Origin of the sequence: Variovorax paradoxus (assembly GCF_009755665.1) — a bacterium.
GTDB lineage: Bacteria > Pseudomonadota > Gammaproteobacteria > Burkholderiales > Burkholderiaceae_C > Variovorax > Variovorax paradoxus_G.
In genome coordinates, this window is the sequence record NZ_CP046622.1 from 3028498 (window position 1) to 3051243 (window position 22746).

The following is a 22746-nucleotide window of genomic DNA, read 5'->3' on the forward strand; positions in this document are numbered from 1 at the left end:
TGTCATCCGCGCCGCCGCGTGCGCATGGTGATCGAATACCGCAGCGTCTCGGTGGGCGCAATGGCGTGCTGCCATGCCCAGCGCGCTTCGCCGCGCAGCAGGTAGATGGAGCGCGGCTCCATCAGCAGTTCGAGGCTGGCGGGTGCCGTGGCGCTGGCCGGTGGATAGGGCCGCAGTTGCATCACGGCCTCGCCGAGCAGCGAAACACCGACGATGTCTTCGAAATCAGGCACGTCGCGGTGCCATCCGAGCGGCGTTCCGGGCCGGTATTCGGCCACCAGCATGTGGGCGAAATCCTCGGGCGCCATGCCCATCCATTCGGCCACCCTGGCCCGTAGCGGGTGGAAAACCTCCGGCATTGCGGCGCCGGGCTTCAAGCGATGGTTGGCAAAGTCATAGCTGCCGCCAAAGCTGATGCCGCGGCGGCGCGCGGTGTATTCCTTGTAGCGCATCTCCCGGAGCTCGAAGCCCTGCACGATGCGCAGCAGCTCCTGTTCCTCGGCGCGCGTGAGAAATTCGTGCTCGTACCGCAGGCCTTCGATCGCCGCCGCCGGCACCTCGCCGAACAGGTCGGGCTCGTCGGCCAGCTGGATGCGCCTAGCGGACCGCATCGAAGCCTCCTCGTTCGTCTCTGGAACGCGCCGGGCCGCCCAGCTGCAGTTCCCACCACGGCGGCAACAGCTGCCGGATTTCGGCGCGTGCAAACCGGTCGTCCAGCAGATGCAGCACGCCCCGGTCCTGTTCGGTGCGAATGACCCGGCCGGCCGCCTGCACCACTTTTTGCAGCCCCGGATAGAGATAGGTGTACTCGTACCCTTTGCCGAAGCGCGCCTGCATGCGCTCGCGCGTGATCTCGTTCAGGGCGTTGTATTGCGGCAGGCCCAGGCTCGCGACAAAAGCGCCGATGAGCCGGCTTCCGGGCAGGTCGATGCCTTCGCCGAACGCGCCGCCGAGCACGGCAAAGCCGATGCCCTGCCCGCCCTCCTCGAAGCGAGCCACGAAGTCGCGCCGCTCGGCCTCGGCCATGCCGCGGGTCTGCGCCCACACCGGCACACCGGGGTGCCTGGCCAGGAAAGCCGCGCAGGCTTTTTCAAGGTAGTCGAAGCTGCTGAAGAACGCGAGGTAGTTGCCCGGCAGGCGCTCGAACTGCGCACCAATGATTTCGGCCACGCTGCGGAGCGATCCGGCGCGGTCTCGGAACCGGGTCGACACGTTCGTGGCCACTTCCACCCGGAGCTGGCGGCTGCAAAAAGGCGAAGCCACGTCGAGCAACGCAGTGTCCGGCGGCAGCCCGAGCGCGTCGCGGTAGAACTCGAAGGGCGACAAGGTGCCTGAAAAGCAGGTGACCGACGCAGCATCGGCAAATCGCGGTTCGAGAAACGGCGCCGGCACCAGGTTGCGGATCGCCAGGCTGCGCTGCTGCTGGTCTTGCGCGGGCCCCAGTGTTCGCTCGAAAACCGAATGGTCGTCGAACGATTCGGCCAGCCGGGCGAACTGCAGGGCATCGAAGAAGAAGCGCTGCAGCGGGCCCTGCAGGGCCTCGGGCGTGGCGGCGAAATACTCGCCCATGGCCATGTTGGCCGCCTGCAGGGCGCGTGCAAAGCGCTCGGGCACCTCGTCGACGACGTCATACGGCTCGGCCTGCGATTGCTGCACGGTGTCCCACTCGCGGTAGAGCCGGGCGAGCGGGCCGCGCACCGCGGCGGGCGCCGCGCGGTGGGCTTCTTCGAGCGCGGGCCCGTCGAGCTGGGCCGTGTACATGCCGCGTGCGCGCTCCAGCAGGTTGTGCGCCTCGTCGACCAGCACGGCCGCGCGCCACTCGGCGTCTTTCATGGTGGCAAAGAGAAAGGCGCTGCCATCGAAGTAGTAGTTGTAGTCGCCCACGATCACGTCGCACCAGTGCGCCATTTCCTGCGCGAGGAAATAGGGGCACACCGTGTGCGCGAGCGCAATGTGCCGCAGCGCCTGCCGGTCGAGCCGGCCGGTGCGCGCGGCCTCTTCCCGCGCGGCGGGCAAGCGGTCGTAGAAGCCCTTGGCGAGCGGACATGAGTCGCCGTTGCAGGCCCGGTCAGGGTATTCGCACACCTTCTCGCGCGCGGTGAGTTCGAGCACGCGCACCTGCGCGCTGTCTTTGCCGAGCAAACGCAATGCATCCAGCGCCACGGCGCGGCCGGAGGTCTTGGCAGTGAGAAAGAAGATCTTGTCGATCTTTTGTGCGGCCCGGGCCTTGAGGAGCGGAAAGATGGTTGCCAGCGTCTTGCCAATGCCGGTGGGCGCCTGCGCCATCAGGCAACGACCGTTCACGCCGGCGCGGTACACGGCCTCGGCCAGTTCCCGCTGGCCGGCACGGAACGCACCGTGCGGAAATTCGAGTCGGCCAAGCGCGCCGGTGAGCCCGGCATGGTGCGCCGCCTCTGCCTCGGCCCACGCGCTGTAGCACGCGCACAGGCGCTCGAAATGCGCCTGCAGAGCGGCCCGTTCGTGCTGCTCTTCCAGCACGGTTTCGTCGCCGGTGGCGAGGTCGAGGTACACCAGCGCCACGGTCATGCGCTCGTAGCCGTTCATTTCGCACAGCATCCAGCCGTAGGTGCGTGCCTGTGCCCAATGCAGCGCCCGGTGGTTGCCGCGGATGGCATCGAAGTCGCCTCGGAAGGTCTTGATTTCTTCGACGCGGCGTTCGCGCGGGTCATGCCCGTCGGCGCGGCCGCGCACCTTGAGTGCGCCCCAGTGCGAAACCAGCGCCACCTCGCTTTGGTAGCCGTCGCCGCGCCGGCCCTGTACCAGCGCATGGCCGGCCATGCCCTCGAGCGCGCTGGGCGCGGGCACAAAACGCAGGTCGAGGTCGCCCTCCTTGGCGGCGAAGGCACACAGGGCCTTGACGGACACCGTGCGCTCCCCGGGCGGATCGATCACCCCGTTCTGCAGCTTGGTCGAAGGATTCGCGGCCACTTGGATAGACTGTATGAAACAACAGTATAACGGCGGGCGTTTGCTGGCGCACCGTATCGCCGCACAGGAGCGTCTCGGGGCCTTCTCCGACACAAGCGACCTCGGACTTGGGCAAAACTAGAAAAGTTTTGCTTACAAATCTTGCCCGAATGAAAACTCCGACCGCGATCGACCCCGATGATTTCGACCGCCTGCTGAGCCGCAACCTGAAACTGCCGCTGCTGGGTGGCCTCATTGGCGCACTGGTGTTCGTCGGCCTCATCGTCTTCTTGCTGTCGACCATCGGTGCGGTCGAGCACTCCGACCGCGTCACACGCAGCGCAAGCGAGCTGCAGCGGCGCAGCATCGACATGGAAACCGGCCTGCGCGGCTTTCTCATTACCGGAGACGAGAGCTTTCTGGAGCCGTACCAAAGCGCCCTGCCCCGGTTCAAGGGCGAAATCGACGCGCTCGGCAAGCTGGTTTCGGACAACCGGCAGCAGCTGGAGCGGCTCGAGCGCATTGCCTCGCTCCAGCAGGAATGGAATGAATATGCACGCGGCCTCATTGCAGCGCGCAAGGGTGGCTCCGAGTACCAGCAGGCGGTGCGGCAAGGCCGCGGCAAGCAGCTGAGCGATGCCATGCGGGCGGAGTTCGCCGGCTTCATCGACACCGAACAGGGCCTGCGTTTTCAGCGCAGCGAGCAGGCCAACCGCACCAGCTGGCTCGTGGTGGGCACGTTCCTGCTGTTCACGCTGCTCTTCACCGGCCTGGTGGCGTACTTCGGCCGGCGCCAGCTGGTGCGGCTTTCAAACAGCTATGACGTGGTGCTGCAAGAGCAGGCCGCGGACGCCGAACGGCTCGCGCAGCAGGCGTGGCTGCGCGGTGCACAGACCGAGCTGGTGGGCAAACTGGTGGGCGAACTGAGCGCCAACGACCTTGGCCGCAAGGTCCTGGCCTTTTGCTCGCGGCACCTGGGCAGCGCGGTGGGTGCGCTGTATGTTCGCGAGCGGGACGGCACGCTGCGCCGGGCGGCGAGCTACGGCTTCTCGATGGAGGCCGAGGCTTCGCCGCAGGTTTTTTCGCCGACCCAGAGCCTGCTCGGCCACGCTGCGGCGGAACGGCGCCGCTTGCTCATCGAGCCGATCCAGGCCGACTACCTCAAGGTCAATTCGGGCCTGGGCGATATGGCGCCTTCGGCCGTACTGCTGATACCCGTGTCGAGCAACGGCGTGGTGAACGGCGTGGTCGAGCTCGGCCTTCCGGCCGCTCCCGATTCGCGCGCCAACGAACTGCTCGACCTGGTGGGCGAAGACATCGGCGATTCACTGGCCGCGGCCCGCTACCGCGAGCAGCTGCAGGACGCGCTGGCCGAAACGCAGCAGCTCAACGAAGAGCTGCAGGTGCAGCAGGAAGAACTGCGCACCGCCAACGAGGAGCTCGAGGAACAGTCGCGCGCGCTGCGGGCATCTCAGGCCATGCTGGAGAACCAGCAGGCCGAGCTGGAGCAGACCAACAGCCAGCTTTCGGAGCGCACCGAGGCGCTGGACCAGCGCAACGCCGCCCTGCGCCGCGTGCAGCGCGACCTGGAAGACCGCGCCGACGAATTGCAGCGGGCGAGCCGCTACAAATCGGAGTTTCTGGCGAACATGTCGCACGAACTGCGCACGCCGCTCAACAGTGCGCTCATCCTGGCCAAGCTGCTCGGCGACAACCCGCAAGGCAACCTGAGCCCCGAGCAGGTGAAGTTCGCCGAGTCGATCTATTCGTCTGGCAACGACCTGCTGACGCTCATCAACGACATCCTCGACATCTCCAAGGTCGAGGCGGGCAAGCTGGAGATCGTGGTCGAGAACGTCGCGCTCGACAAACTCGCGCAAAGCCTGGAAAGCACCTTCAAGCCGCTGGCCTCCGAAAAGCGGTTGGCCTTCCGGCAGGAGATGCGCCCAGGCACGCCGCCCCTGCTGGTGACCGACCGGCACCGGGTCGAACAGATTTTGAAGAACCTGCTCTCCAATGCGGTCAAGTTCACCGACAGCGGGGAGGTGGCGCTGGTGGTTTCCGCCGCGCCGGACGGCGGTGCGGTCTTCGCGGTTTCCGATTCGGGCATCGGCATTGCACCCGATCAGCAAGCGCTGATTTTCGAAGCCTTCCACCAGGCCGACGGCACCACCAGCCGCCGCTATGGCGGCACGGGCCTGGGCCTTTCAATTTCGCGCGACCTCACGCGGCTGCTGGGCGGCACGCTCGCGGTACAAAGCCAGCCCGGCCAGGGCAGCACCTTCACGCTGCAATTGCCGGCCGTGGCGCCGCAAGGCCTGGAAGCGCCGGCTCCAGCCCCGGTTCCGGCCACACCGGCTGCGGCGCAGGCCCCGTCTTCGACCATGCTCACCTCTTTCACCGGGCATGCGCTGCCGGCGCCCGCGGGCGCCGTGCCGCCGCCGCTTTTTGCCGACGACCGCGAGCTGCCGCGCGACCAGGTGCGCCGGGTACTCGTGATCGAGGACGAGCCGCAGTTCGCGCACATCCTCTACGACCTGGCGCACGAGCTCGGCTACCGCTGCCTGGTGGCGCATGGCGCCGCGGACGGTTTCGAGCTGGCCCAGCAATTTGTGCCCGACGCGATCCTGCTCGACATGCGCCTGCCCGACAGCACCGGGCTGGACGTGCTGCAGCGCCTGAAGGATTCGCCGAAGACGCGCCACATTCCGATTCATGTGGTGTCTGCCGCCGACAATGCGCAGGCCGCCGCGCTGCACATGGGCGCCATCGGCTACGCACAGAAGCCGGCCACCCGCGCCGAACTGATGCAGGTGTTCACCCGCCTCGAAGAAAAGCTCACGCAGAAGGTCAAGACCGTGCTGCTGGTCGAAGACGACGCGCTGCAGCGCGAGAGCGTGATCCGGCTCATCGGGGACGAAGACATCGAGATCATTGCCGTGGGCTCCGGCGAAGAAGCGCTCGAGCTTCTGCGCAAGCGCGTGTTCGACTGCATGATCACCGACCTGCACCTGCCCGACATGCAGGGCAGCGAGCTGCTCAAGCAGATGGCAGCCGAGGAAATCGTCTCGTTCCCGCCCGTGATCGTCTACACCGGCCGCAACCTCACGCGCGACGAAGAGGCCGAGCTGCAACGGTACTCGCGCTCGATCATCATCAAGGGCGCCCGGTCGCCGGAGCGGCTGCTCGACGAGGTGACGCTGTTCCTGCACAAGGTGGAAGCCGAGCTCTCCAGCGAACGCCAGGGCATGCTCAAGGCCGTGCGCGGGCGCGACCGCATCTTCGAGGGGCGCACCATCCTGCTGGTGGACGACGACGTGCGCAACATCTTCGCGCTGACGAGCGCGCTGGAGCAGCGCGGCGCCGCGGTCGAGATCGGCCGCAACGGCCGCGAGGCGCTCGAAAAACTCGCCCAGGTGCGCGAGATCGACCTGGTGCTCATGGACGTGATGATGCCGGAGATGGACGGCCTGGAGGCCACGCGACGCCTGCGCGCCAACCCGAGTTTCGACAAGCTGCCCGTGATTGCGATTACCGCCAAGGCCATGAAGGACGATCGCGAGCAGTGCCTGGCCGCCGGCGCCAGCGACTACCTGGCCAAGCCTGTGGATTTGGAGCGCCTGTTCTCGCTCTTGCGCGTGTGGTTGCCGAAAATGGAGCGGCTGTGACCTCCTCCGCCGCGCCTTCGCCGCCGCCGTCCTCCCTGCCCTCCCCGTTGAGCAACACGGAGATCGAGCTGCGGCTGCTGATGGAAGCCATCTACCTCAAGTACAGCTACGACTTTCGCAACTACACCGTGGCGTCGCAAAAGCGGCGCGTGCTGCATGCGCTGGCACAGCTCGGGCTTCCGAGCATTTCGGCGCTGCAGGAAAAAGTGCTGCGCGACCCGGCACTGTTCGGCCGGCTGCTGCAGTACCTCACGATTCCCGTGAGCGAGATGTTCCGCGATCCGGCCTACTTTCTGGCGCTGCGCCAGCATGTGGTGCCCATCCTGCACACCTACCCCTCCGTGAAGGTATGGGTGGCGGGCTGCAGCACGGGCGAAGAGGTGTTTTCGCTCGCCATCCTGCTGCGCGAAGAAGGCCTGCTCTCGCGCACGCAGATCTATGCGACGGACATCAACCCGGCTTCGCTCGAAAAGGCGCGGCAAGGCATCTTTCCGATCGAGGCGGTTCGCGGGTACACGGCCAATTACCAGCGCGCGGGCGGACGGAGTTCTTTCTCCGACTACTACACGGCCGCCTACGAGGCCGCCCGCTTCGACCCTTCGCTGTGCGCCGACGTCATCTTTGCCGACCACAGCCTGGCAACGGACAGCGTGTTTGCCGAAACGCAGCTGGTGTCTTGCCGCAATGTGCTCATCTATTTCAACCGCGAGCTGCAAGATCGCGCGCTGGGCCTCTTTCATGAGTCGCTCTGCCACCGCGGCTTTCTGGGACTGGGCTCGAAAGAGAGCATCGACTTCTCGAGTTATTCGCAGCGTTTCGATGCGCATTCGAAGCCGGAGCGCATCTACCGCAAGGCCACATGAAGCTGACCGCACCCCAAACCCCGGGCCGGCGCGTCGAGGCCGTGGTGCTCGGCGCATCCGCCGGCGGCATCGAGGCGTTGTTCACGCTGCTGAATGGGCTCCCGGCATTGTGGAGCTTGCCTGTCGTGATCGTGCTGCACGTGCCCGAAAACCACGAAAGCCACTTGGCCGAGATCTTTTCCGATCGCCTGCACCTGCCCGTGCACGAGGCTGCGGACAAGATGCCGCTTGCGTCTGGGCATGTGTACTTCGCACCGCCGGGCTATCACCTGTCGATCGAGCGCGACCGGCGGTTTTCACTCAGCTGCGAGCCGCCAGTGCACTTCTCGCGCCCCTCCATCGACGTGCTGATGGCCTCCGCCGCCGACGCGTACGGCCCCGCTCTCGCCGGCATGCTGCTGACCGGCGCGAACGAGGACGGCGCCGAAGGACTCCGACGCATCCAGCAAGCCGGTGGTATTACAGCCGTTCAGGACCCCAACGAAGCCCAGATTTCCGTCATGCCCCAAGCGGCCATTGCCTTGCATTCCCCCGATCATGTGCTGCCCCTGCGCGAGCTTCGCGCATTGCTCTTGCAACTGGAGTCCACCCATGCCCATTGACGTCCAAAGCAAGCTGCTGATCGTCGATGACCTGCCCGAAAACCTTCTTGCGCTCGAAGCCCTGATTCGCGGCCCGGGGCGCGCGGTGTTCCGCGCGACTTCGGCCGAAGAAGCGCTTGCGCTGCTGCTCGACCACGAGTTTGCGCTCGCGATTCTTGACGTTCAGATGCCGGGCATGAACGGCTTCGAACTGGCCGAGCTCATGCGCGGCACCGAGCGCACCCGGCACATTCCCATCATCTTCGTGAGCGCGGCGGGCCGCGAACTCAACTATGCATTCCAGGGCTACGAGAGCGGCGCGGTCGACTTCTTGCACAAGCCACTCGATCCGCATGCGGTCACGAGCAAGGTCAACGTGTTCGTCGACCTGCACCGCCACCGCAAGGCGCTCGGCCAGGAGATGGAAAAGCTAGCGGCCGCCAACCACAAGCAGGAAGAACTGGTGCAGCAGCTGCGGCATACGCAGCGCGAACTCGAACGCGCGGTGCAAATGCGCGACGACTTCATGTCGATGGTTTCGCACGAGCTGCGCACGCCGCTCAACACTCTTTACCTCGAAACCCAACTGCGGCAGCTTCATGTGGCCAAGGGCAACCTGGAGTCCTTTGCCGCGGACCGGCTGCCCTCGATGATCGAACGCGACCAGCGGCAGATTCGCAACATGGTGCGGCTGATCGACGACATGCTCGACGTGACGCGCATGCGGCGCGACGCGCTGTCCATACAGCCCAAGCCGGTGGACCTGGCCGCCCTTGCACGGACCGTGGTGGAGGGCCTGCGCCAGCAGGCGGAGGCCGCGGGCTCGAAGATCGCGCTCGAAGCGCCGCGCGAGCTTCGGGGCGTGTGGGACGAGTTCCGCATCGAACAGGTGCTGACCAACCTGCTGACCAACGCACTGCGCTACGGCCGCGGCAAGCCCGTCGAGATGGTGCTCGCCCAGGTTGGCGGCACCGCGCGCATCACCGTGCGCGACCAAGGCATCGGCATTGCACCCGAAGACCAGGAACGCATCTTCGAGCAGTTCGAGCGCACGGACGACAGCCGCAAGCATGCGTCGGGATTGGGCCTGGGCCTCTACATCACGCGCAAGATCGTGTGCCTGCACAACGGCTGCATCGAGGTGGAGAGCACGCCGGGCGAAGGGGCGCTGTTCCGGGTCGAACTGCCGCTGGAGGCCGTTGCCAGGACAGTGGCGCAAGCGGAGGCGTAGGCGCCTTCCTACTGCACGCTTTGCGATTGGCCGGGATACTGCATGGTTCGCCTTAGCTGATTGAAAGCGTGCCACCGTGAATGTGCTGATCGTCGACGACAACCAGGCCGCCGCAGACCTCCTGCAGGAACTGCTGACCTTGCAGGACCATACCGCCCGCTGCACCTACACGGCGCAGCAGGCCATGGATGCGGCAAAGGCAGAGCGCTTCGATGCGGCGCTCATCGACCTTACCCTGCCCGATTTTCCCGGCACCGAGGTGGCGCGTCGGCTGCGCACGGAGTTCGCGGAAGGTGCGCCACGGCTCCTGGTGGCCATATCGGGCTTCTCGGTGGAAGACGCGGCCGGCGCCGCGGCACGGGACCTGTTCGACCACCATCTTCAAAAGCCGATCGACATCGGCCAGCTCACCGCGATTCTGTCGGCGCCGCAGTGAGCTCTCAGCGCCGGGGGGCGCGGGGCGACAGCAGCATTTCCGTACCGGCCGTCTTGAAGGCGATGGTCGGCGCGGTGAAATCGCTCAGCGATGCGCCCAGGCCGATCTCTCCGCTGCCGTGCAGCACGCACTCTTCGCGCCGCAGAGCGATCTCGTTGCTCGGACCGCCGTTGCCGTGAAACCGCACCCAGGTGCCGTACGTGCTGAGATCGGTCAGCACGCAACTGCCCTGCCGCAGCTCGATGCGCGCGTGCAGCCGCGAGACGCGCGGATCGGTGACCACGAACTGCGCGTCGTTCACACGGCCCAGGTGGATCGGCAACTCTTCGGTGCGGAACATGGAGCGCACGTCCAGCCAAGCGAGCTCGATCTGCCCGAACGACGAATCGGGCAGGCGCATGGGCATGAGCGCGGCCGGCACGGTCAGGAACGAGGTCACCTCCTCCTGCCAGTCGATGCGATGGACCGCCGACATTTCGCTGCGCCCGCGAATGGTGATGAGGCCCAGGTCGCGATGCCGCACGCCGACCTCGCGCAACTGCGAAATCACGGCGTCGGTGGCCCAGATCTGCCCCGGTCCCGCCAGGTCGCTGAGCCGCGAGGCCAGGTTGACCGCATCGCCGAAGCAGTCGCCCTCGACCTCGAGCACTTCGCCGCTTGCCACGCCGATCTGCAGGGCCATGCGCAGCGGCGCCGGCCAAGCCACCAGGCGCTTCTGGTGGTAGCGCTGCAGCTCGATGACGGCATGCGTGGCTGCGGCGGCGTGCGAGAAGATGGCAAAAACGCCGTCGCCCAGCGACTTGACCACCCTGCCCCCGTGCGCCTGGCAAATACTGCCGATCCATTGGGTGAGCCGCGTCACCGTTTCGGTGGCGCGCGCATTTCCCATGGCTTCAAAGACCCGGGAGCTCCCGGTCAGGTCAGCGAAAACGACTGTGGAATTGGCATCCATGCTGTTGAGAGGACTCGATGGCAACAGTTGCTGATGCCCACACATTAACGGCCAGTTGGCGGATCGACGCTCGGGACGAACCTGTTAACCCCATTTCTGCGTTCTGAACTTGTTAGGCCGCTCGCAAGATGACATTAATTTTTACAACTTTCGTAGACAAACGCCAACGATCACTTCAACTGAAGCGTAAAGTTTGTTGTTTACAAACAAGAAACACTGTTTCAGAACTTGTTAATCGTGTGACTGAGGCTTAAGGTAGCAACCGTCCTTGCTTCCGGCAATACGCTTTTAGTCCTCATGCTGACTTTTCGTCGCTTTTTTCGCTTCTTCGGAATTCCCGGTCTCGGGTCTCCCCGGATGGGAGAAAACCAGTTGGGAAGAATCCGCTCGGCCATGCTTTCGGTGCTCCAGGCGCACGGCGGCCATTCGGTACAGCGCGTTGCGCAGCGCGTCCGGTTTGCGACCGATGTCGAGTCGCTCTGGTATTTGCGTCAGGACGTGATGGTGGCGCTGAGCGCCATCGACGGCGAAGCCGCCGCCCGCCGCCAGATGAAGGCCATCAACAGCATGTTCGAGGGCGGACTGCCGGGCTCGATGAGCCCGCGCGTGCACCAGCGCTTTACGCAGCACCAATAACGGCGCTGGCATCCGCTGCTCAATGCGCGTGGTCGTCGTGCGCGTGGCGGTGGCCCCAGACCATGAAGACATCCCGCCCTTCGGCGGCAAGCTCCACCTTGGCACCCACGGGCAGCAGCACCTTGGTTTGCACGTGCCCGAAGGGCAGCCCCATGAGCACCGGCACCTTGAGCCTTGCGCGCAACCTGTCGACCACTGAATCGAAGCCAAACCCGCGGTCGTAGCCGGGCACCTTGCGCATGCCGGTGAACTGGCCGAACACGATGGCGCGCTGCTTTGCCAGCACCCCGGCCATGCGCAACTGGTCGAGCATGCGCTCGATGCGGTACGGATGCTCGTTGGTGTCTTCGATGAAGAGCACGCCCTTGTCCACCTGCGGGAAATAAGGCGTTCCGAGCAGGCTGGTCAGCACGCAAAGGTTGCCGCCCCACAGGGTGGCGTCGTGCACGGGCTTGAGCTTCAGCCCGGCGTCGCGCACCGGCATGCGCCAGCCTGTGCCTTCGCCCTGCCCACTCGCGAGGTCGTCGAAGCAGGCTTCCATGATGTCGTCGGCGCCGCCCTCGGCGCCAAAATCTTCGCCCACCGCAGGGCCGGCCCAGGTGACGGCGCCGGTCTTGACGAACAGCGCATTTTGCAAGGCCGTGAAGTCGCTCAGGCCCACGAATTCGGTCCCGCGCTGGATCGCCTTGGCCACGGCCTTGTAGGGGATCGCGTCGAGGATGCGCGTGAGGCCGTAGCCGCCGCGCGCAATCAAGGCAATGTCGGCACCGCTGGCGGCGGCGCGGCTGATCGAGGCGAGCCGTGTCGCGTCGTCGCCCGCAAAACGCTGGTGCACTGCAAGCGCGGCCTCGTCGAGTTCGACTTCATAGCCAAGGGCCTTGAGCCTTGCGACGCCGCGTCGGAAAGCGGCCTTGTCGCGAATCGCGCTGGAGGGGGAATAGATATAGATGTGTTTGGTCACGCCGCCGAGTATCCCATTGCGTTGCGAGCCTTCTGTGCGAGCGACGCGGCCTGCTGCGCATCCGGACCCGAAGACGACGCCATGGGGCCGAGCGCGCGCAGCGCGGCCTGGTAGCCGCGGTCCGGGAATGGCGCGCGCCATGCATTGCCCACCGGCTCGCCGGCATCGGGTGCAAGGAGCATGGCCGTGAACCGCTCGGGCCTTGCAGCCTGCAGCAAAGTCGCGAGCCCGGCGCCCGCGGCGCTGTGCACCAGCACCATCGGCCCGGGCTGCATGCGGTCGAGCCATTCGCTCAGCACCTGGCAGTGCCATTCGGGCGTGTGCACCGCTTCGCGCTTGGGCTTGTCGCTTTTGCCAAAGCCGATGAGGTCTGGCACCAGCGTGCGCAGCCCCGGCGCACCCACGAGATGGCGAAAGAAGTAGCCCCATTCGCCGGGGCCGTGCAGGCACAGGCAACAGGCCGTCTGCGCGTCGCTCGGGCCTTCGCCTTCGTCTATGTAGTGCATGCGCCAGCCTCGCAGGCTGGGCAGGTCGTGGATGTAGCGCGGCTCGAAAGCGTAGCCCTCCAGCGCATCGAAGCGCTCGGCCGGCGTGCGCAGTGCATCGTCGCGCAACGGCTCGGCCTGTTCGCGCGCCGCATCGCGCCGCTCCTTGAAGAACTGCTGGAGCACGGCGCTGCATTCAGCGGCGAGCACGTCGCCCTGCACCTGGGTGCGATGGTTCAGCCGGGGCTCCGCAAAAAGATCGACCACCGAGCCGGCCGCGCCGGTCTTAAGATCGGCCGCGCCGAACACCACGCGCGCGAGCCGCGCGTGCAACATGGCGCCCGCGCACATGGCACACGGCTCGAGGGTCACGAAGAGCTCGCAGCCGTCGAGCCGGTAGTTGCCAAGTGCAGCCGCCGCGGCACGCAGCGCGTTGATCTCGGCATGCGCGCTCGGGTCGTGCTGCGCCACCGGCGTGTTGCGGCCCGTGGCGATGACCTGGCCGTTCTTCACCAGCACCGCACCCACGGGCACCTCGCCGGCTTCGGCGGCCCGGCGCGCCTCGGCCAGCGCCAGCGCCATCCAGTGCGCGTCGCCTGTCTGCAAAGGCTGTAGGGGCTCAGTTGTCATCCGGCATCTTGCGCGCTTGCGCAGCGGCGTCGAGCGCCTGGTTGACCTGGGTCTGCACCTGCTGCACCTGCGCGCGCGCAGCGGCAGGCGCTTGCCCCGGCGCGGGCGATGCAGCGCCCGGCACCGTTGGCAATGCCGGGGCCGCGGTGGTCGTCAACTGCTTTTTGGCGATCAGCCCGACGATCACCAACGCGAGCACCAGGCCGAGCAATCCGAACATGCGCATCTCAGGCTCCTTGCACCGCAGTGGCTTCGCCCGTCATGCCAAGGCGCTCCATCCACACCGCGAGCGCCTTCTCGTCCGGCGTGCCGGCGCTGTAGACGGCGCGCATGGCGGCATGCGATTCGCGGCGGTGCTGGTTGAGCTTGAGCTTGCACTGCAGCGCGGTTACCCGCATTTCGAAGCCGACGATGCCGGCCAGCATCTTGAGCTGGAACTCCTCGCCCAAGTCGCGCCACTGCTGCGCATAGCCGGGCTCGTGATCGCCGATGAGCTTCTTGAGCAGCGCGTCCTTCGCGGCGGGTTCTTCGATCAGCCGGGCCTCGACGGTGCAGTGCACCGCCAGGTAGTTCCAGGTGGGCACCCGTGCCAGGTCGGGGTAGACCGAAGGCGACAGGTACGAATGCGGCCCCATGAAAGTGACGACCGCCTGCGGCCGCGCCTGCAGGTATCGCCAGTGCGGGTTCGGCTTGGCGCAATGACCCAGCAGCACGAGCTCGTCGCCTTCGCGCTGCTCGGCCACGATGGGCAGGTGCGTGACAAACGGCAGCCCTTCGTCGTCGTTGGAGATCAGGCTGGCGAACGGGTGCGCACGCATCAACTCCAGCGCAATGGCCGGGTCCTTGGCGTTGAACTGCGGGGGCATGTACATGGGGCGGTTTCCTCGTGGAGAGGCCCGATTGTCCCCCGAGCCGCCCTTATCTTGCGCGCGGCGCCTCCAGCAGCTTCACCATCGCGGTGTAGCCGCGGGCCTTGGCAAGCTGCAGCGGTGTGTTGCCCTGGCGGTCGGCCAGCTGCAGGTTGGCACCGGCATCGACCAGCGCTGCAAGCGTGCGCTGGTGGCGCGGACCGCCGTCGCCGAGTACGACGGCTTCGATTGCCGCCGTCCAGTGCAGGTTGTTGACATGGTCGAGCGGCGCGCCGGCTGCGATCAGTTGTCGCACCACCTCGTCATGGCCCAGGTGCGCCGCGGCGATGAGCGCGGTGCCGTCGTAGCGGCTCGTCACCTGCTTTGCACTGGCGCCGAGCGACAGCAACAGCGCGAGTGTCGGAGCGTCGTCGGCCACCGACGCAATGGTGACCGCGTCGTAGCGATCGTCTTCGAGCGCGTTGAGCTTCGCGCCGGCCTTGGCGAGCAGCTTCACCGCTTCGCGCTGCCGCGCATGGGTGGCCACGTGCAAAGGCGTGCGCCCCCGCGCATCGCGTGCGTCCAGGTTGGTGCCGGTAGCAATCAGGCTTTTGAGTTTTGGCAGGTCGCCGTGCCAGGCGGCCCGGTGCAGCCCTTCATAGGCCAGCACCTCGGCCGCTTGCGGCGGCACCTGGGCATGCGCGGCAAGCGCCGCGCCCGCGCCGAGCGCGACCGCCAGTGCCCCGGACCAGATGCCGCGCTTCATCATCATCAGCCCAAAAGGCCCTTGACCTTGTCCAGCGCGGCATTGGCGCACTGCTCGTCCAGATGGCCGCCGGGCGCACCGCCCACACCCACGGCACCGATCACTTCGTTGCCCGACTTCACCGGCACGCCGCCGCCCAGCAGCAGCACGCCCGGCAGGTAGACCAGGTTGGCACCGGCCGGGTTCTTCTGCGAGCCTTCCATCATGGCCTGTGTCGCGTTCTTGGCCGACGCCGAAGTCCAGGCCTTGCGCTCGCTCGAGGCAAGAGTGTGCGGGCCTGCGTTGTCGGCGCGCTGCACGGCACGCACGGTGCCGGCGCGGTCGACCACGGTGGCGGCCACGTTGTAGCCATTGGCGGCGCAGGCGGCCACGGCTTCCGCCGCGATCTGGTTGGCCAGGGCGAGCGAGATGTTCTTTTCGGAGCGCACCGCGGGTGCGGTGGTCTGGGCCTGTGCGGCAGAAGCGGCAAGCAGAATGGCGAGGCCGCCAAGGCGAAGGGTGGAACGCATTTTTCGATTTCTCCAGTGGATGCGGGTGGTTGCGCCGGCGCATTGCCGACGGCAGCGCCACTGTAGAAAACACCGGCCGCCGGGGCCATTCGTACGGCTACGCCCGGCGCTCCGTAGAACTACGGAGCGGCCGGGTTCAGGCTTCTCCGGCCACCAGCACGGCGTAGCGGCGAATCAGCTGCGCGAGCGAGTCGCAATCGAGCTTGGCAAACAGGTTGGCGCGGTGCGACTCGACCGTGCGGGGCGACAGCGCCAGCATGCGCGCGATCTCCTTGTTGGTCAGCCCCTGCACGATGAAGGCAAGCACCTCGCGCTCGCGCTCCGACAGCTGCGTCACCCGTTCTCGCGCGGCGTTGTCGGCCTGTGCGCGTTCGCGCGAGCGCACATGCTGGCGCACGGCCTGCTGCAGCGCTTCGAGCAATTGCTCGTCGTCCACCGGCTTCTCGAGAAACTCGGCCGCGCCGGCCTTGAATGCGCGGCGGCACATTTCGACGGTGCCGTGGCCGGTGAGCATGATCACCGGCTGGTCGACGCCCTGCGCCACCAGCCGGTCGAGCACGGTGAGCCCGCTGATGCCCGGCATGCGCACGTCGAGCACGATGGCGCCGACGCTCGCGCGGTCGAAGTTGTCGATGAAGGCCTGCGGCTCGGCCCAGCCCTGCACCCTGAGGCCCACCGTGCCGATCAGGAGCGAGAGGCTGTCGCGCACCGCCTGGTCGTCGTCGATGAGATGAATGAGCGGCGACAACGGCGAATGCGGGACGGTGCTGTTCATGCCGTGCGCTCCTTGGTCGATGCCGCCACCAACGGCAGCAGCAGCGTGAAGCGTGCACCGCGCGGCGCCGCATTGGCAGCGCTCAGGCTGCCGCCCATGCCGCTCGCCAGCGTTTCGCTGAGGCTCAGGCCAAGGCCCAGGCCGCCTTCACGCGTGCTGAAGAAGGGCTCGAAAAGACGCGGCATCGCCTCGGGCGAAATGCCGCGCCCGTCGTCGGTCACGGTCAGCACGCCCTCCTGGCCGTTGCGGCCGACCGAAACCGCGAGACGCCGCTCGGACACGGGCACTAGGTCGAGCGCCTGCAACGCATTCATCAGCAGGTTGTGCACGATCTGCTCGAGCGCCACCGCCTCGGCCTGCACGCGCACAGGCGCCTGGGCCGTGGCGTCGAACTGCGCGGCAACACCGCGTTGTGCAAACTCCGGCGCCAGCAGATGCATGGCGCTGCGCACCACCTCCTGCAGCACCAGCGGCTTGACGTCGCCACCGGCTTCAGGGCGCTCGATCACGCGACGTAGCCGGCCGACCACGCCGGCCGCGCGGCGCGCCTGTTCCACGGCCTGGCCCATGGCGTCGCGCGCCGCGGCCAACTCAGGCGGATCGTCGTCCAGCAGCCGCCGCGCGGCCTGCGCATTGGCCAGCACGGCGGTGAGCGGCTGGTTCAGTTCGTGCGCCAAGCCGGCCGAGAGTTCGCCCAGCGCATTGAGCCGAGCCACCTGGCCGAGCCGCAGCAGCTCTTCGGCACGGCGGCGCGCTATGCGCTGGCGCTGGGCGGTCCACAAGCCGGCCAGCAGCACCGCCACCGCCACGGCCCAGCCCGCAATGCCGCGCCATGGCAGCTCGGCCCAGCCCACGCGCCGCTCGGCCACAAGGTCGAAGGGCTGGCTCGGCGATGCGAGAGGCTTGGTGAGGCCGAAGCGCCAGCCGCCCGTACCCGTCCGGGCCGCATGCCCCGGCTGCAGAACAAACTGCTGCCCGCCGCGCTGCAGGCTTACGCGCACCGGGCTTTGCTCGGGGTTCATCGGCCAATCGCGCCACGGCACCGAGCCGGCCAAGTCGATTTCGAGCGAATAGCTGACGGGCGTGGCACCGATCACGAGCTGGTATCGGCCCTGCCCAAGATCGACCGCGGCCACTTCGGCGCGGCGTTGGGTGCGCGAACTCGCTTCCGCCGCGGCCAGAGCACCCGCGTGCTTCTCATCGGGCCAGGGTTCGTCGCCTGCGCGCCGCTGCACCCGCAGGATCGACGGATAGACCGAAGAGAGCCGCTGCTCCGGGCGGTCTGCGCCGCTGCTGGTTTCAAGCAGCGCCAGCGTGGCCAGCACCGCGTCGTATTGCACCATCTGCTGGCTCATGAGGCGGTGCGCAATGCGCACGTCGGCTTCGAAAGCCTGCTGCAGCTGGGCCAGCTCTGCGCGCGCGAGCCACACCGCACCCACGGCCGTGAAGATCAGCCATGCCAGCCACCAGCCCACCTGCGTACGCAACCACTGTTTCATGGCGCGGATTGTGCCCGCCGCGGCAAGGCCGGCCGATGTTGGCCGAGAATGCGACCCCAGACATGGCTGAAGTGCAGGACTCCCTTTTCCCCGATCTTCCGCGCCCGCCCGAGGCGCCCCCGGCGGCGCTGCAAGAGCCCGAGGCCGAACCGCCACCGAAGAAAAAACCACGCAGCGGCACCGTGGCAGCAGCGGCAGCCGACCCCGCACTCATCGAGCTGGCCGCGGCGCTGCCGCCCGGGCTTCGGCTCGGCACCTCGTCATGGAGCTATCCGGGATGGGCCAACCTGGTGTGGGACGGCGAATATGCCGAATCGGTGCTCTCGAAAAACGGGCTCGCCGCGTTGGCGCAGCACCCGCTCTTTCGCACCGTGAGCCTGGACCGCAACTTCTACCGCGCGCTGACGGCGAGCCAATACGCGCGCTATGCGGCCATGGTGCCGGACGACTTTCGCTTTGTGGTGAAGGCGCCGAGCCTGGTGACCGATGCCACGGTGCGCGACGAGAGCGGCCGCGGCACGCAAGTGAACCCGGTGTTCCTGAACAGCGAGATCGCGATCCAGGAATTCGTGCAGCCTGCGCTCGATGGCCTCGGCCACCGCATCGGTGCGCTGGTGTTCCAGCTGAGCCCGATTCCTTCGCAACTGCTGGCCGACCAGCCCGCGCTGCTCACCCGCATCGGCGAGATGCTGGAAGCCCTGCCCGGCTTGCAGCCGGTGGCGCCCGACGCCGTCATTGCCGTTGAGGTGCGCGACCCGCAGCTGCTGTGCCCCGCCTTCGCCGACATGCTGCGCAGCACCGGTGCCACCTTCTGCATGGGCCTGCACGCCAAGATGCCGCCCATCGAAGACCAGTTGCCGATGCTGCGCGCGCTGTGGCCCGGTCCGCTGGTGTGCCGCTGGAACCTGCATCGCCGGCACGGCCGCTTCGGCTATGAAGATGCGGAAAAACTCTACGGGCCGTTCGACAAGATCGTCGACCCCGATCCGGAAACGCGCGAGGCTTTGGCGCGGGTGATTGCAGGCACCACGGGCGCAGGCCAGCGCGCCTACGTCACCGTGAGCAATAACGCAGAAGGCTGCGCGCCGCTCACGATCGCCTCGCTGGCGCGCGACATCGTCAACCTGCAAACGCGCTAGCGCATCAACTGGCGGTGGGCCTGGCGGCTACCGTCATCTCCAGCTCGACGCTTGCGTTCTTGGGCAGCGCATACACACCGACCGCCGTGCGAACATGCAGGCCGGCATCGCCGAAAACGCGGTGCAGAAGCTCCGAAGCAGCATCGGCCACTTCGCTCTGTTGCGTGAAGTCGGCGGTGCACTGCACGAACACACCCACGCGCAGCAGCTTGCCGATCTCGTCGAGCGAACCGAGCTCGCGCCGCAGCAGAGTCAGGCAGCGCAAGGCGCAGATCTGCGCGGCTTCCCGGGCTTTGGCAAGCGGCACCTGGTCGCCCACGCGGCCGGTGACGACAACGGTGGTTCCCACGCGCGGGACCTGGCCGCTGGTGTAGAGGATGTTTCCGTCGCGCACCACGGGTATGTAGTTGCCGCCGGCAACGAGTTCGCCTTCGAAGCTGTGGCCCAGTTCGGCGGCAATGCGGTCGGCAATCTGGTCTCGGGTCTGCGCGGTCATACGGGTTCCATGGTTCCATCAAACGATGGCTTCATTGTCGCCATCCGCGTGCGGCGCAACAGATACAGATTGCGCAGACCCGATGCGCAACAGACGGCTTGGCGCAGCGCCTACTGCTCGATGGCGAGGTACACGCGCCCGCCCTCGATCTTCACCGGATAGCTGCGCAGGTCCTCGGTGAGCGGCGCGCACATGGCCTTGCCGGTGCGCACGTCGAAGCGCCCCTGGTGCAGCGGGCATTCGATCTCGTGGCCTTCGAGAAAGCCGTCGCAAAGGCGCGCGTGGCCGTGGGTGCAGATGTTGTCGGTCGCATGAATGCCGTCTTCGGTGCCGTACAGGGCAATGTCCCTGCCCTGCACCTCGATGCCCACCACGTCGTCGGCGGGAACCTCGTCGACCGACGCCGCGTCGATCCATGTCACTGTGGTCATAGCTGGATGCCTTTGGAACTTGGGTGGCTCAGATGGGATAGATGATCGAGTTGGGGATCATCTCGCTGTCGAACACGCAAAGGCGTGTCGCGAACTTCAGCCCTTCGGGGGTCGCAACCACCGTGTCGATGTAGCGGCCGACGTTGAACACGGTCGATGCCTGGTCGAGCTTGGTGCGAAACACTGCGTAGTTGGCTTCGCTGTGGATCGTGCCGTCGGCATCGACCTTGTGCACCAGCGGCAGGCCCACCACGTGGCGCTGGTAGTACGGGTCGTGAAACAGCGTTTCCTTGATGCCGTAGACGCGGTCTTCGAGCATGCCTCGGCTCTCGAAAGACAGCGTGGCAAGCGGCAGCCCGCGCTCGTGGTTCTCGCGCGGCTGCAGCCTGTAGCTGCACTCGTCGATGAAGAACGCCGGCCACAAGTCCCACTGCCCCGAATCGACGGCATGCGCATAGGCCGCGTACAGCCGCGACAGTTCGAGATAAGCGTTGGCGTCGAGGTTCATGCCGCCTCCATCACTTCGCGCCAGTAACGGTACATGCCGCGGATCAGCGTTTCGGTGACCATGTGGTCGGTGTTCTCGACCTCGCGCCCGCCCAGTTCGGCGAGCGTGCGGTGATACGGCTTCTGTTCGAAGCCTTCCTGCGAAAACTCGATCACCTCGCCGTCGTCGGCCGAGACAAAGCCGGCCGGCCCGAACAGGTTGGCCTGGCGGAGGCGGCGCTGTGTCATCTCCTCGGTGTCGTCTTCAAAGCCGAAGTGCGTCCAGACGAAATCGAAGGCGTCGTGGCCCACGGGCTGTATGTGGCGCGTGGACACGCTGTTGACCTGCTGCTGCAGGATGAGGCTCGGGAACAACGTCATCATCACCGCCGTGGGCCCGTTCCACCAGGGCTCGGGCACGATGTCCAGAAAACGCGGGTCCTTCAGCTGCATGCTCTCCTTGAAGCTCGACACCTGCGTGACCTGCGCGGCCTTGCCGGCGCTGCCGCGGGTGGAAATCATTGCGGCATGGCGGCCGTGCGAATCCATCTTGAGCTCCGACTTGTTGTCCGCACGCCAGAGCCCGAAGGTGACGAACCATGTGTGCAAGAGGCCCGGGTGGTACGGGTCCTTGATGTTCTCCTGCATCAGCTTCCAGTTGCCCGGAATGCGCTGGCGGCTGTAGCCAAGAATGGTGAGCTTGCGGCCGTCGAACAGGCGGTCGAAGTAGCCAAGGATGTCTGGTCCGAGAAAGTCCTCGAAGGGCTCGATGTCGTGGTCGAACGATGCGAACACCACGCCGCCGCGCGAGGCCACCTTGAGCTTGTTGAGGCCGTGCTCTTCGGTCTTGAAGTCTGCCGGCATGCCGCCGTTGACCTTGCCGTCCTGCTTCACGCCGCGGCGGAACGGCACGCCTTGCAAGTCGCCCTTGAGTGTGTAGTTCCACTGGTGGTACGGGCAGACAAACTCCTTCTTGTTGCCGTGGCGCTCGCGGCAGAACTGCATGCCGCGGTGGGCGCAGACGTTCTCGAACACATGGATGGCACCCGCTTCGTCGCGCGACATGACGACGGAGCGCTCGCCGATGGCCGTGCGCTTGAAGTCGCCCGTATTCGGAATCTCGGCTTCCAGGCCCACGTAGCACCAGTGCTTTTCGTAGAAGAAGCGCTGCAGCTCCTTCTTGTGCAGCGCCTCGTCGGTGTAGGCCATGAAGGGAATGCGGCTGGTCTTTTCGCTTTCCCATCGCAGCTCGATGGGAAATACGTCTTGCGTGCTCATCGCGGGTCTCCTTTTCTTGTCTGTCTGTATTCTTCAGGTGCCTTGCAGGTAGAAGGCATCGGCATGGGTCTGCTCGGGCGCGAGGCCGCGCGCATGCACCAGCTGCGTCACGGCCTCGACCATGGGCGGCGAGCCGCAGAGGTAGGCGCGCCAGCCCTCGAGGCCGCCGGGCCAGTCGGCGCGGATGGCGTCGGTGATGAGGCCCAGGCGCTGGTTTTCGCGCGCGGGGCCGGTGACGACCACCACATGCACCTTCAGCCCGGGATGCCGCGCTTGCAGTTCGGTGAGTTCGGCCAATCCATACACGTCGGCGTCGGAGCGCACGCCAAGGTACAGGTGAATCGGCTGCATCAGGTCGGCCGCAATCGCACCGCGAACGATCGAGAGAATGGGCGCGAGCCCCGTTCCGCCGGCCGCGCAGAGCATCGGCCCGCGGTGCTTCGTGCGCAGGTAGGCCGTGCCGAGCGGGCCGCTCACGCGCACCGCATCGCCCACGCGCAACTGCTCGAAGATGTGCGCGGTGACACGCCCGCCCGGCACCTTGCGTATATGAAATTCAAGCTCGGCATCGCGGCTGAGCCCGGCCATCGAATACGGCCGGGCCAGGTCCGGTGCGAACTGCAGCTGCGCGTACTGGCCCGGTGAAAATTCCAATGGCTTGTTTGGCTTGAGCCGCAGGCGGCGGATGTCGTGGGTGAGCACGTCGATGCCGGTCACGGTCGCCTTCAAGATGCGCGCCGGGTGCACCACCACCTCGTCGGGCTCCGGAATCTCGATGGTGCAGCTTTCGGTCAGCGTGCTCTGGCAGGCGAGCACGTAGCGCTCGCCCTGCCCGTCGGGCCGTATCGCGTCTTGCCCGGCGTCGAGCACCTGGCCGGCCACCACCTTGCAGCGGCAGGTGCCGCAGCGCCCCGACATGCAGCTGTAAGACACCGGCACGTGGTGCTCGCGCAGCACTTCGAGCAGGTTCGCGCCGGGGCGGACTTCGAGCGTGCGGGCAATAGGGTGAATGTGCAGGTCCATCGTGGGCTTTTCTGTGCGCCGGCTCAAGAGGCCGGCCTGTCTCTGGAGCGGATGATGCGCGGCGAATGCAGATTGACCAATAGAATCCGGTGAATTGGCTACATCACCGCCATGAATAAAGGTCC

At 66.6% G+C, this 22746-nt stretch carries 23 protein-coding genes; 7 read left to right on the forward strand and 16 right to left on the reverse strand.

What is annotated here, in order from left to right; genetic code table 11:
- Positions 1-2: 2 nt before the first annotated feature.
- Together GOQ09_RS13965 and GOQ09_RS13970 are read right to left on the reverse strand one after the other, a co-directional pair.
- The gene (locus GOQ09_RS13965) at positions 3-611 is read right to left on the reverse strand and encodes an alpha-ketoglutarate-dependent dioxygenase AlkB (RefSeq protein ID WP_157613945.1); all 609 of its coding nucleotides are present in this window, start codon (positions 609-611) and stop codon (positions 3-5) included.
- Entirely contained in the window at positions 598-2886 is a 2289-nt protein-coding gene (locus tag GOQ09_RS13970) for a helicase C-terminal domain-containing protein (RefSeq protein ID WP_207309967.1), read from the reverse strand. The genes GOQ09_RS13965 and GOQ09_RS13970 overlap by 14 nt, the downstream gene beginning before the upstream one ends.
- A 212-nt stretch (positions 2887-3098) precedes the next feature.
- On the opposite strand from GOQ09_RS13970, the gene GOQ09_RS13975 reads away from it, so the two are divergent.
- The 5 genes from GOQ09_RS13975 to GOQ09_RS13995 all read left to right on the forward strand — a co-directional run bounded on the left by GOQ09_RS13975 (position 3099) and on the right by GOQ09_RS13995 (position 9707).
- Positions 3099-6596 (forward strand): response regulator, encoded by a 3498-nt coding sequence (locus tag GOQ09_RS13975; protein ID WP_157613946.1) that lies wholly within the window; start codon positions 3099-3101, stop codon positions 6594-6596.
- An 80-nt stretch (positions 6597-6676) separates the two neighbouring features.
- The gene (locus GOQ09_RS13980) at positions 6677-7459 is read left to right on the forward strand and encodes a CheR family methyltransferase (RefSeq protein WP_165442143.1); all 783 of its coding nucleotides are present in this window, start codon (positions 6677-6679) and stop codon (positions 7457-7459) included.
- Entirely contained in the window at positions 7456-8061 is a 606-nt protein-coding gene (locus GOQ09_RS13985) for a chemotaxis protein CheB (protein ID WP_157613947.1), read from the forward strand. Before GOQ09_RS13980 ends, GOQ09_RS13985 begins: the two co-directional genes overlap by 4 nt.
- A complete protein-coding gene (locus GOQ09_RS13990; RefSeq protein ID WP_157613948.1) occupies positions 8051-9271 on the forward strand; it encodes a hybrid sensor histidine kinase/response regulator in 1221 nt (406 codons plus the stop codon). The genes GOQ09_RS13985 and GOQ09_RS13990 overlap by 11 nt, the downstream gene beginning before the upstream one ends.
- Positions 9272-9347: 76 nt before the next feature.
- Positions 9348-9707: a response regulator gene (locus GOQ09_RS13995; protein WP_157613949.1), complete on the forward strand. Its 360-nt coding sequence runs from the start codon at positions 9348-9350 to the stop codon at positions 9705-9707.
- A 4-nt stretch (positions 9708-9711) separates the two neighbouring features.
- Here GOQ09_RS13995 and GOQ09_RS14000 read toward each other — a convergent pair whose 3' ends face one another.
- Positions 9712-10659 (reverse strand): adenylate/guanylate cyclase domain-containing protein, encoded by a 948-nt coding sequence (locus tag GOQ09_RS14000; RefSeq protein ID WP_157613950.1) that lies wholly within the window; start codon positions 10657-10659, stop codon positions 9712-9714.
- 393 nt (positions 10660-11052) lie between these two features.
- On the opposite strand from GOQ09_RS14000, the gene GOQ09_RS14005 reads away from it, so the two are divergent.
- Entirely contained in the window at positions 11053-11295 is a 243-nt protein-coding gene (locus GOQ09_RS14005; RefSeq protein ID WP_242630839.1) for a hypothetical protein, read from the forward strand.
- A gap of 19 nt (positions 11296-11314) precedes the next feature.
- Here the strand turns inward: GOQ09_RS14005 and GOQ09_RS14010 are convergent, their stop codons facing one another.
- The 8 genes from GOQ09_RS14010 to GOQ09_RS14045 form a co-directional block, all read right to left on the reverse strand.
- Positions 11315-12256 carry an LD-carboxypeptidase gene (locus GOQ09_RS14010; protein ID WP_157613952.1) on the reverse strand — a complete coding sequence of 314 codons (942 nt, stop codon included), beginning with the start codon at positions 12254-12256 and terminating at the stop codon, positions 11315-11317.
- On the reverse strand, positions 12253-13371 hold the full coding sequence (tadA, locus tag GOQ09_RS14015) for a tRNA adenosine(34) deaminase TadA (protein WP_157613953.1): 1119 nt from the start codon (positions 13369-13371) through the stop codon (positions 12253-12255). Before tadA ends, GOQ09_RS14010 begins: the two co-directional genes overlap by 4 nt.
- Positions 13361-13591, reverse strand: coding sequence for a hypothetical protein (locus GOQ09_RS14020; protein ID WP_431769273.1), 231 nt, complete (start codon positions 13589-13591; stop codon positions 13361-13363). Before GOQ09_RS14020 ends, tadA begins: the two co-directional genes overlap by 11 nt.
- A gap of 7 nt (positions 13592-13598) precedes the next feature.
- On the reverse strand, positions 13599-14243 hold the full coding sequence (locus tag GOQ09_RS14025; RefSeq protein ID WP_157613955.1) for an FMN-binding negative transcriptional regulator: 645 nt from the start codon (positions 14241-14243) through the stop codon (positions 13599-13601).
- A 46-nt stretch (positions 14244-14289) separates the two neighbouring features.
- Entirely contained in the window at positions 14290-14988 is a 699-nt protein-coding gene (locus tag GOQ09_RS14030) for an ankyrin repeat domain-containing protein (RefSeq protein ID WP_157616711.1), read from the reverse strand.
- Between the two features lie 2 nt (positions 14989-14990).
- Positions 14991-15494 carry a GlcG/HbpS family heme-binding protein gene (locus GOQ09_RS14035; protein ID WP_157613956.1) on the reverse strand — a complete coding sequence of 168 codons (504 nt, stop codon included), beginning with the start codon at positions 15492-15494 and terminating at the stop codon, positions 14991-14993.
- A gap of 136 nt (positions 15495-15630) precedes the next feature.
- The gene (locus GOQ09_RS14040) at positions 15631-16269 is read right to left on the reverse strand and encodes a response regulator transcription factor (protein ID WP_157613957.1); all 639 of its coding nucleotides are present in this window, start codon (positions 16267-16269) and stop codon (positions 15631-15633) included.
- Entirely contained in the window at positions 16266-17768 is a 1503-nt protein-coding gene (locus tag GOQ09_RS14045; protein WP_157613958.1) for a sensor histidine kinase, read from the reverse strand. The genes GOQ09_RS14040 and GOQ09_RS14045 overlap by 4 nt, the downstream gene beginning before the upstream one ends.
- A gap of 62 nt (positions 17769-17830) precedes the next feature.
- Between GOQ09_RS14045 and GOQ09_RS14050 the strand changes: the two genes are divergently transcribed.
- A complete protein-coding gene (locus tag GOQ09_RS14050) occupies positions 17831-18907 on the forward strand; it encodes a DUF72 domain-containing protein (protein ID WP_157613959.1) in 1077 nt (358 codons plus the stop codon).
- A 4-nt stretch (positions 18908-18911) separates the two neighbouring features.
- Here the strand turns inward: GOQ09_RS14050 and GOQ09_RS14055 are convergent, their stop codons facing one another.
- The 5 genes from GOQ09_RS14055 to GOQ09_RS14075 all read right to left on the reverse strand — a co-directional run bounded on the left by GOQ09_RS14055 (position 18912) and on the right by GOQ09_RS14075 (position 22621).
- Entirely contained in the window at positions 18912-19403 is a 492-nt protein-coding gene (locus GOQ09_RS14055) for a RidA family protein (RefSeq protein ID WP_157613960.1), read from the reverse strand.
- 110 nt (positions 19404-19513) lie between these two features.
- Positions 19514-19834 carry a non-heme iron oxygenase ferredoxin subunit gene (locus tag GOQ09_RS14060; RefSeq protein WP_126745865.1) on the reverse strand — a complete coding sequence of 107 codons (321 nt, stop codon included), beginning with the start codon at positions 19832-19834 and terminating at the stop codon, positions 19514-19516.
- Between the two features lie 28 nt (positions 19835-19862).
- Positions 19863-20342, reverse strand: coding sequence for an aromatic-ring-hydroxylating dioxygenase subunit beta (locus GOQ09_RS14065; protein ID WP_157613961.1), 480 nt, complete (start codon positions 20340-20342; stop codon positions 19863-19865).
- Positions 20339-21598 carry an aromatic ring-hydroxylating dioxygenase subunit alpha gene (locus GOQ09_RS14070; RefSeq protein WP_157613962.1) on the reverse strand — a complete coding sequence of 420 codons (1260 nt, stop codon included), beginning with the start codon at positions 21596-21598 and terminating at the stop codon, positions 20339-20341. The genes GOQ09_RS14065 and GOQ09_RS14070 overlap by 4 nt, the downstream gene beginning before the upstream one ends.
- A 33-nt stretch (positions 21599-21631) precedes the next feature.
- Positions 21632-22621, reverse strand: a complete 990-nt coding sequence (locus GOQ09_RS14075) for a 2Fe-2S iron-sulfur cluster-binding protein (protein WP_157613963.1) — start codon at positions 22619-22621, stop codon at positions 21632-21634.
- Positions 22622-22746 lie beyond the last annotated feature (125 nt).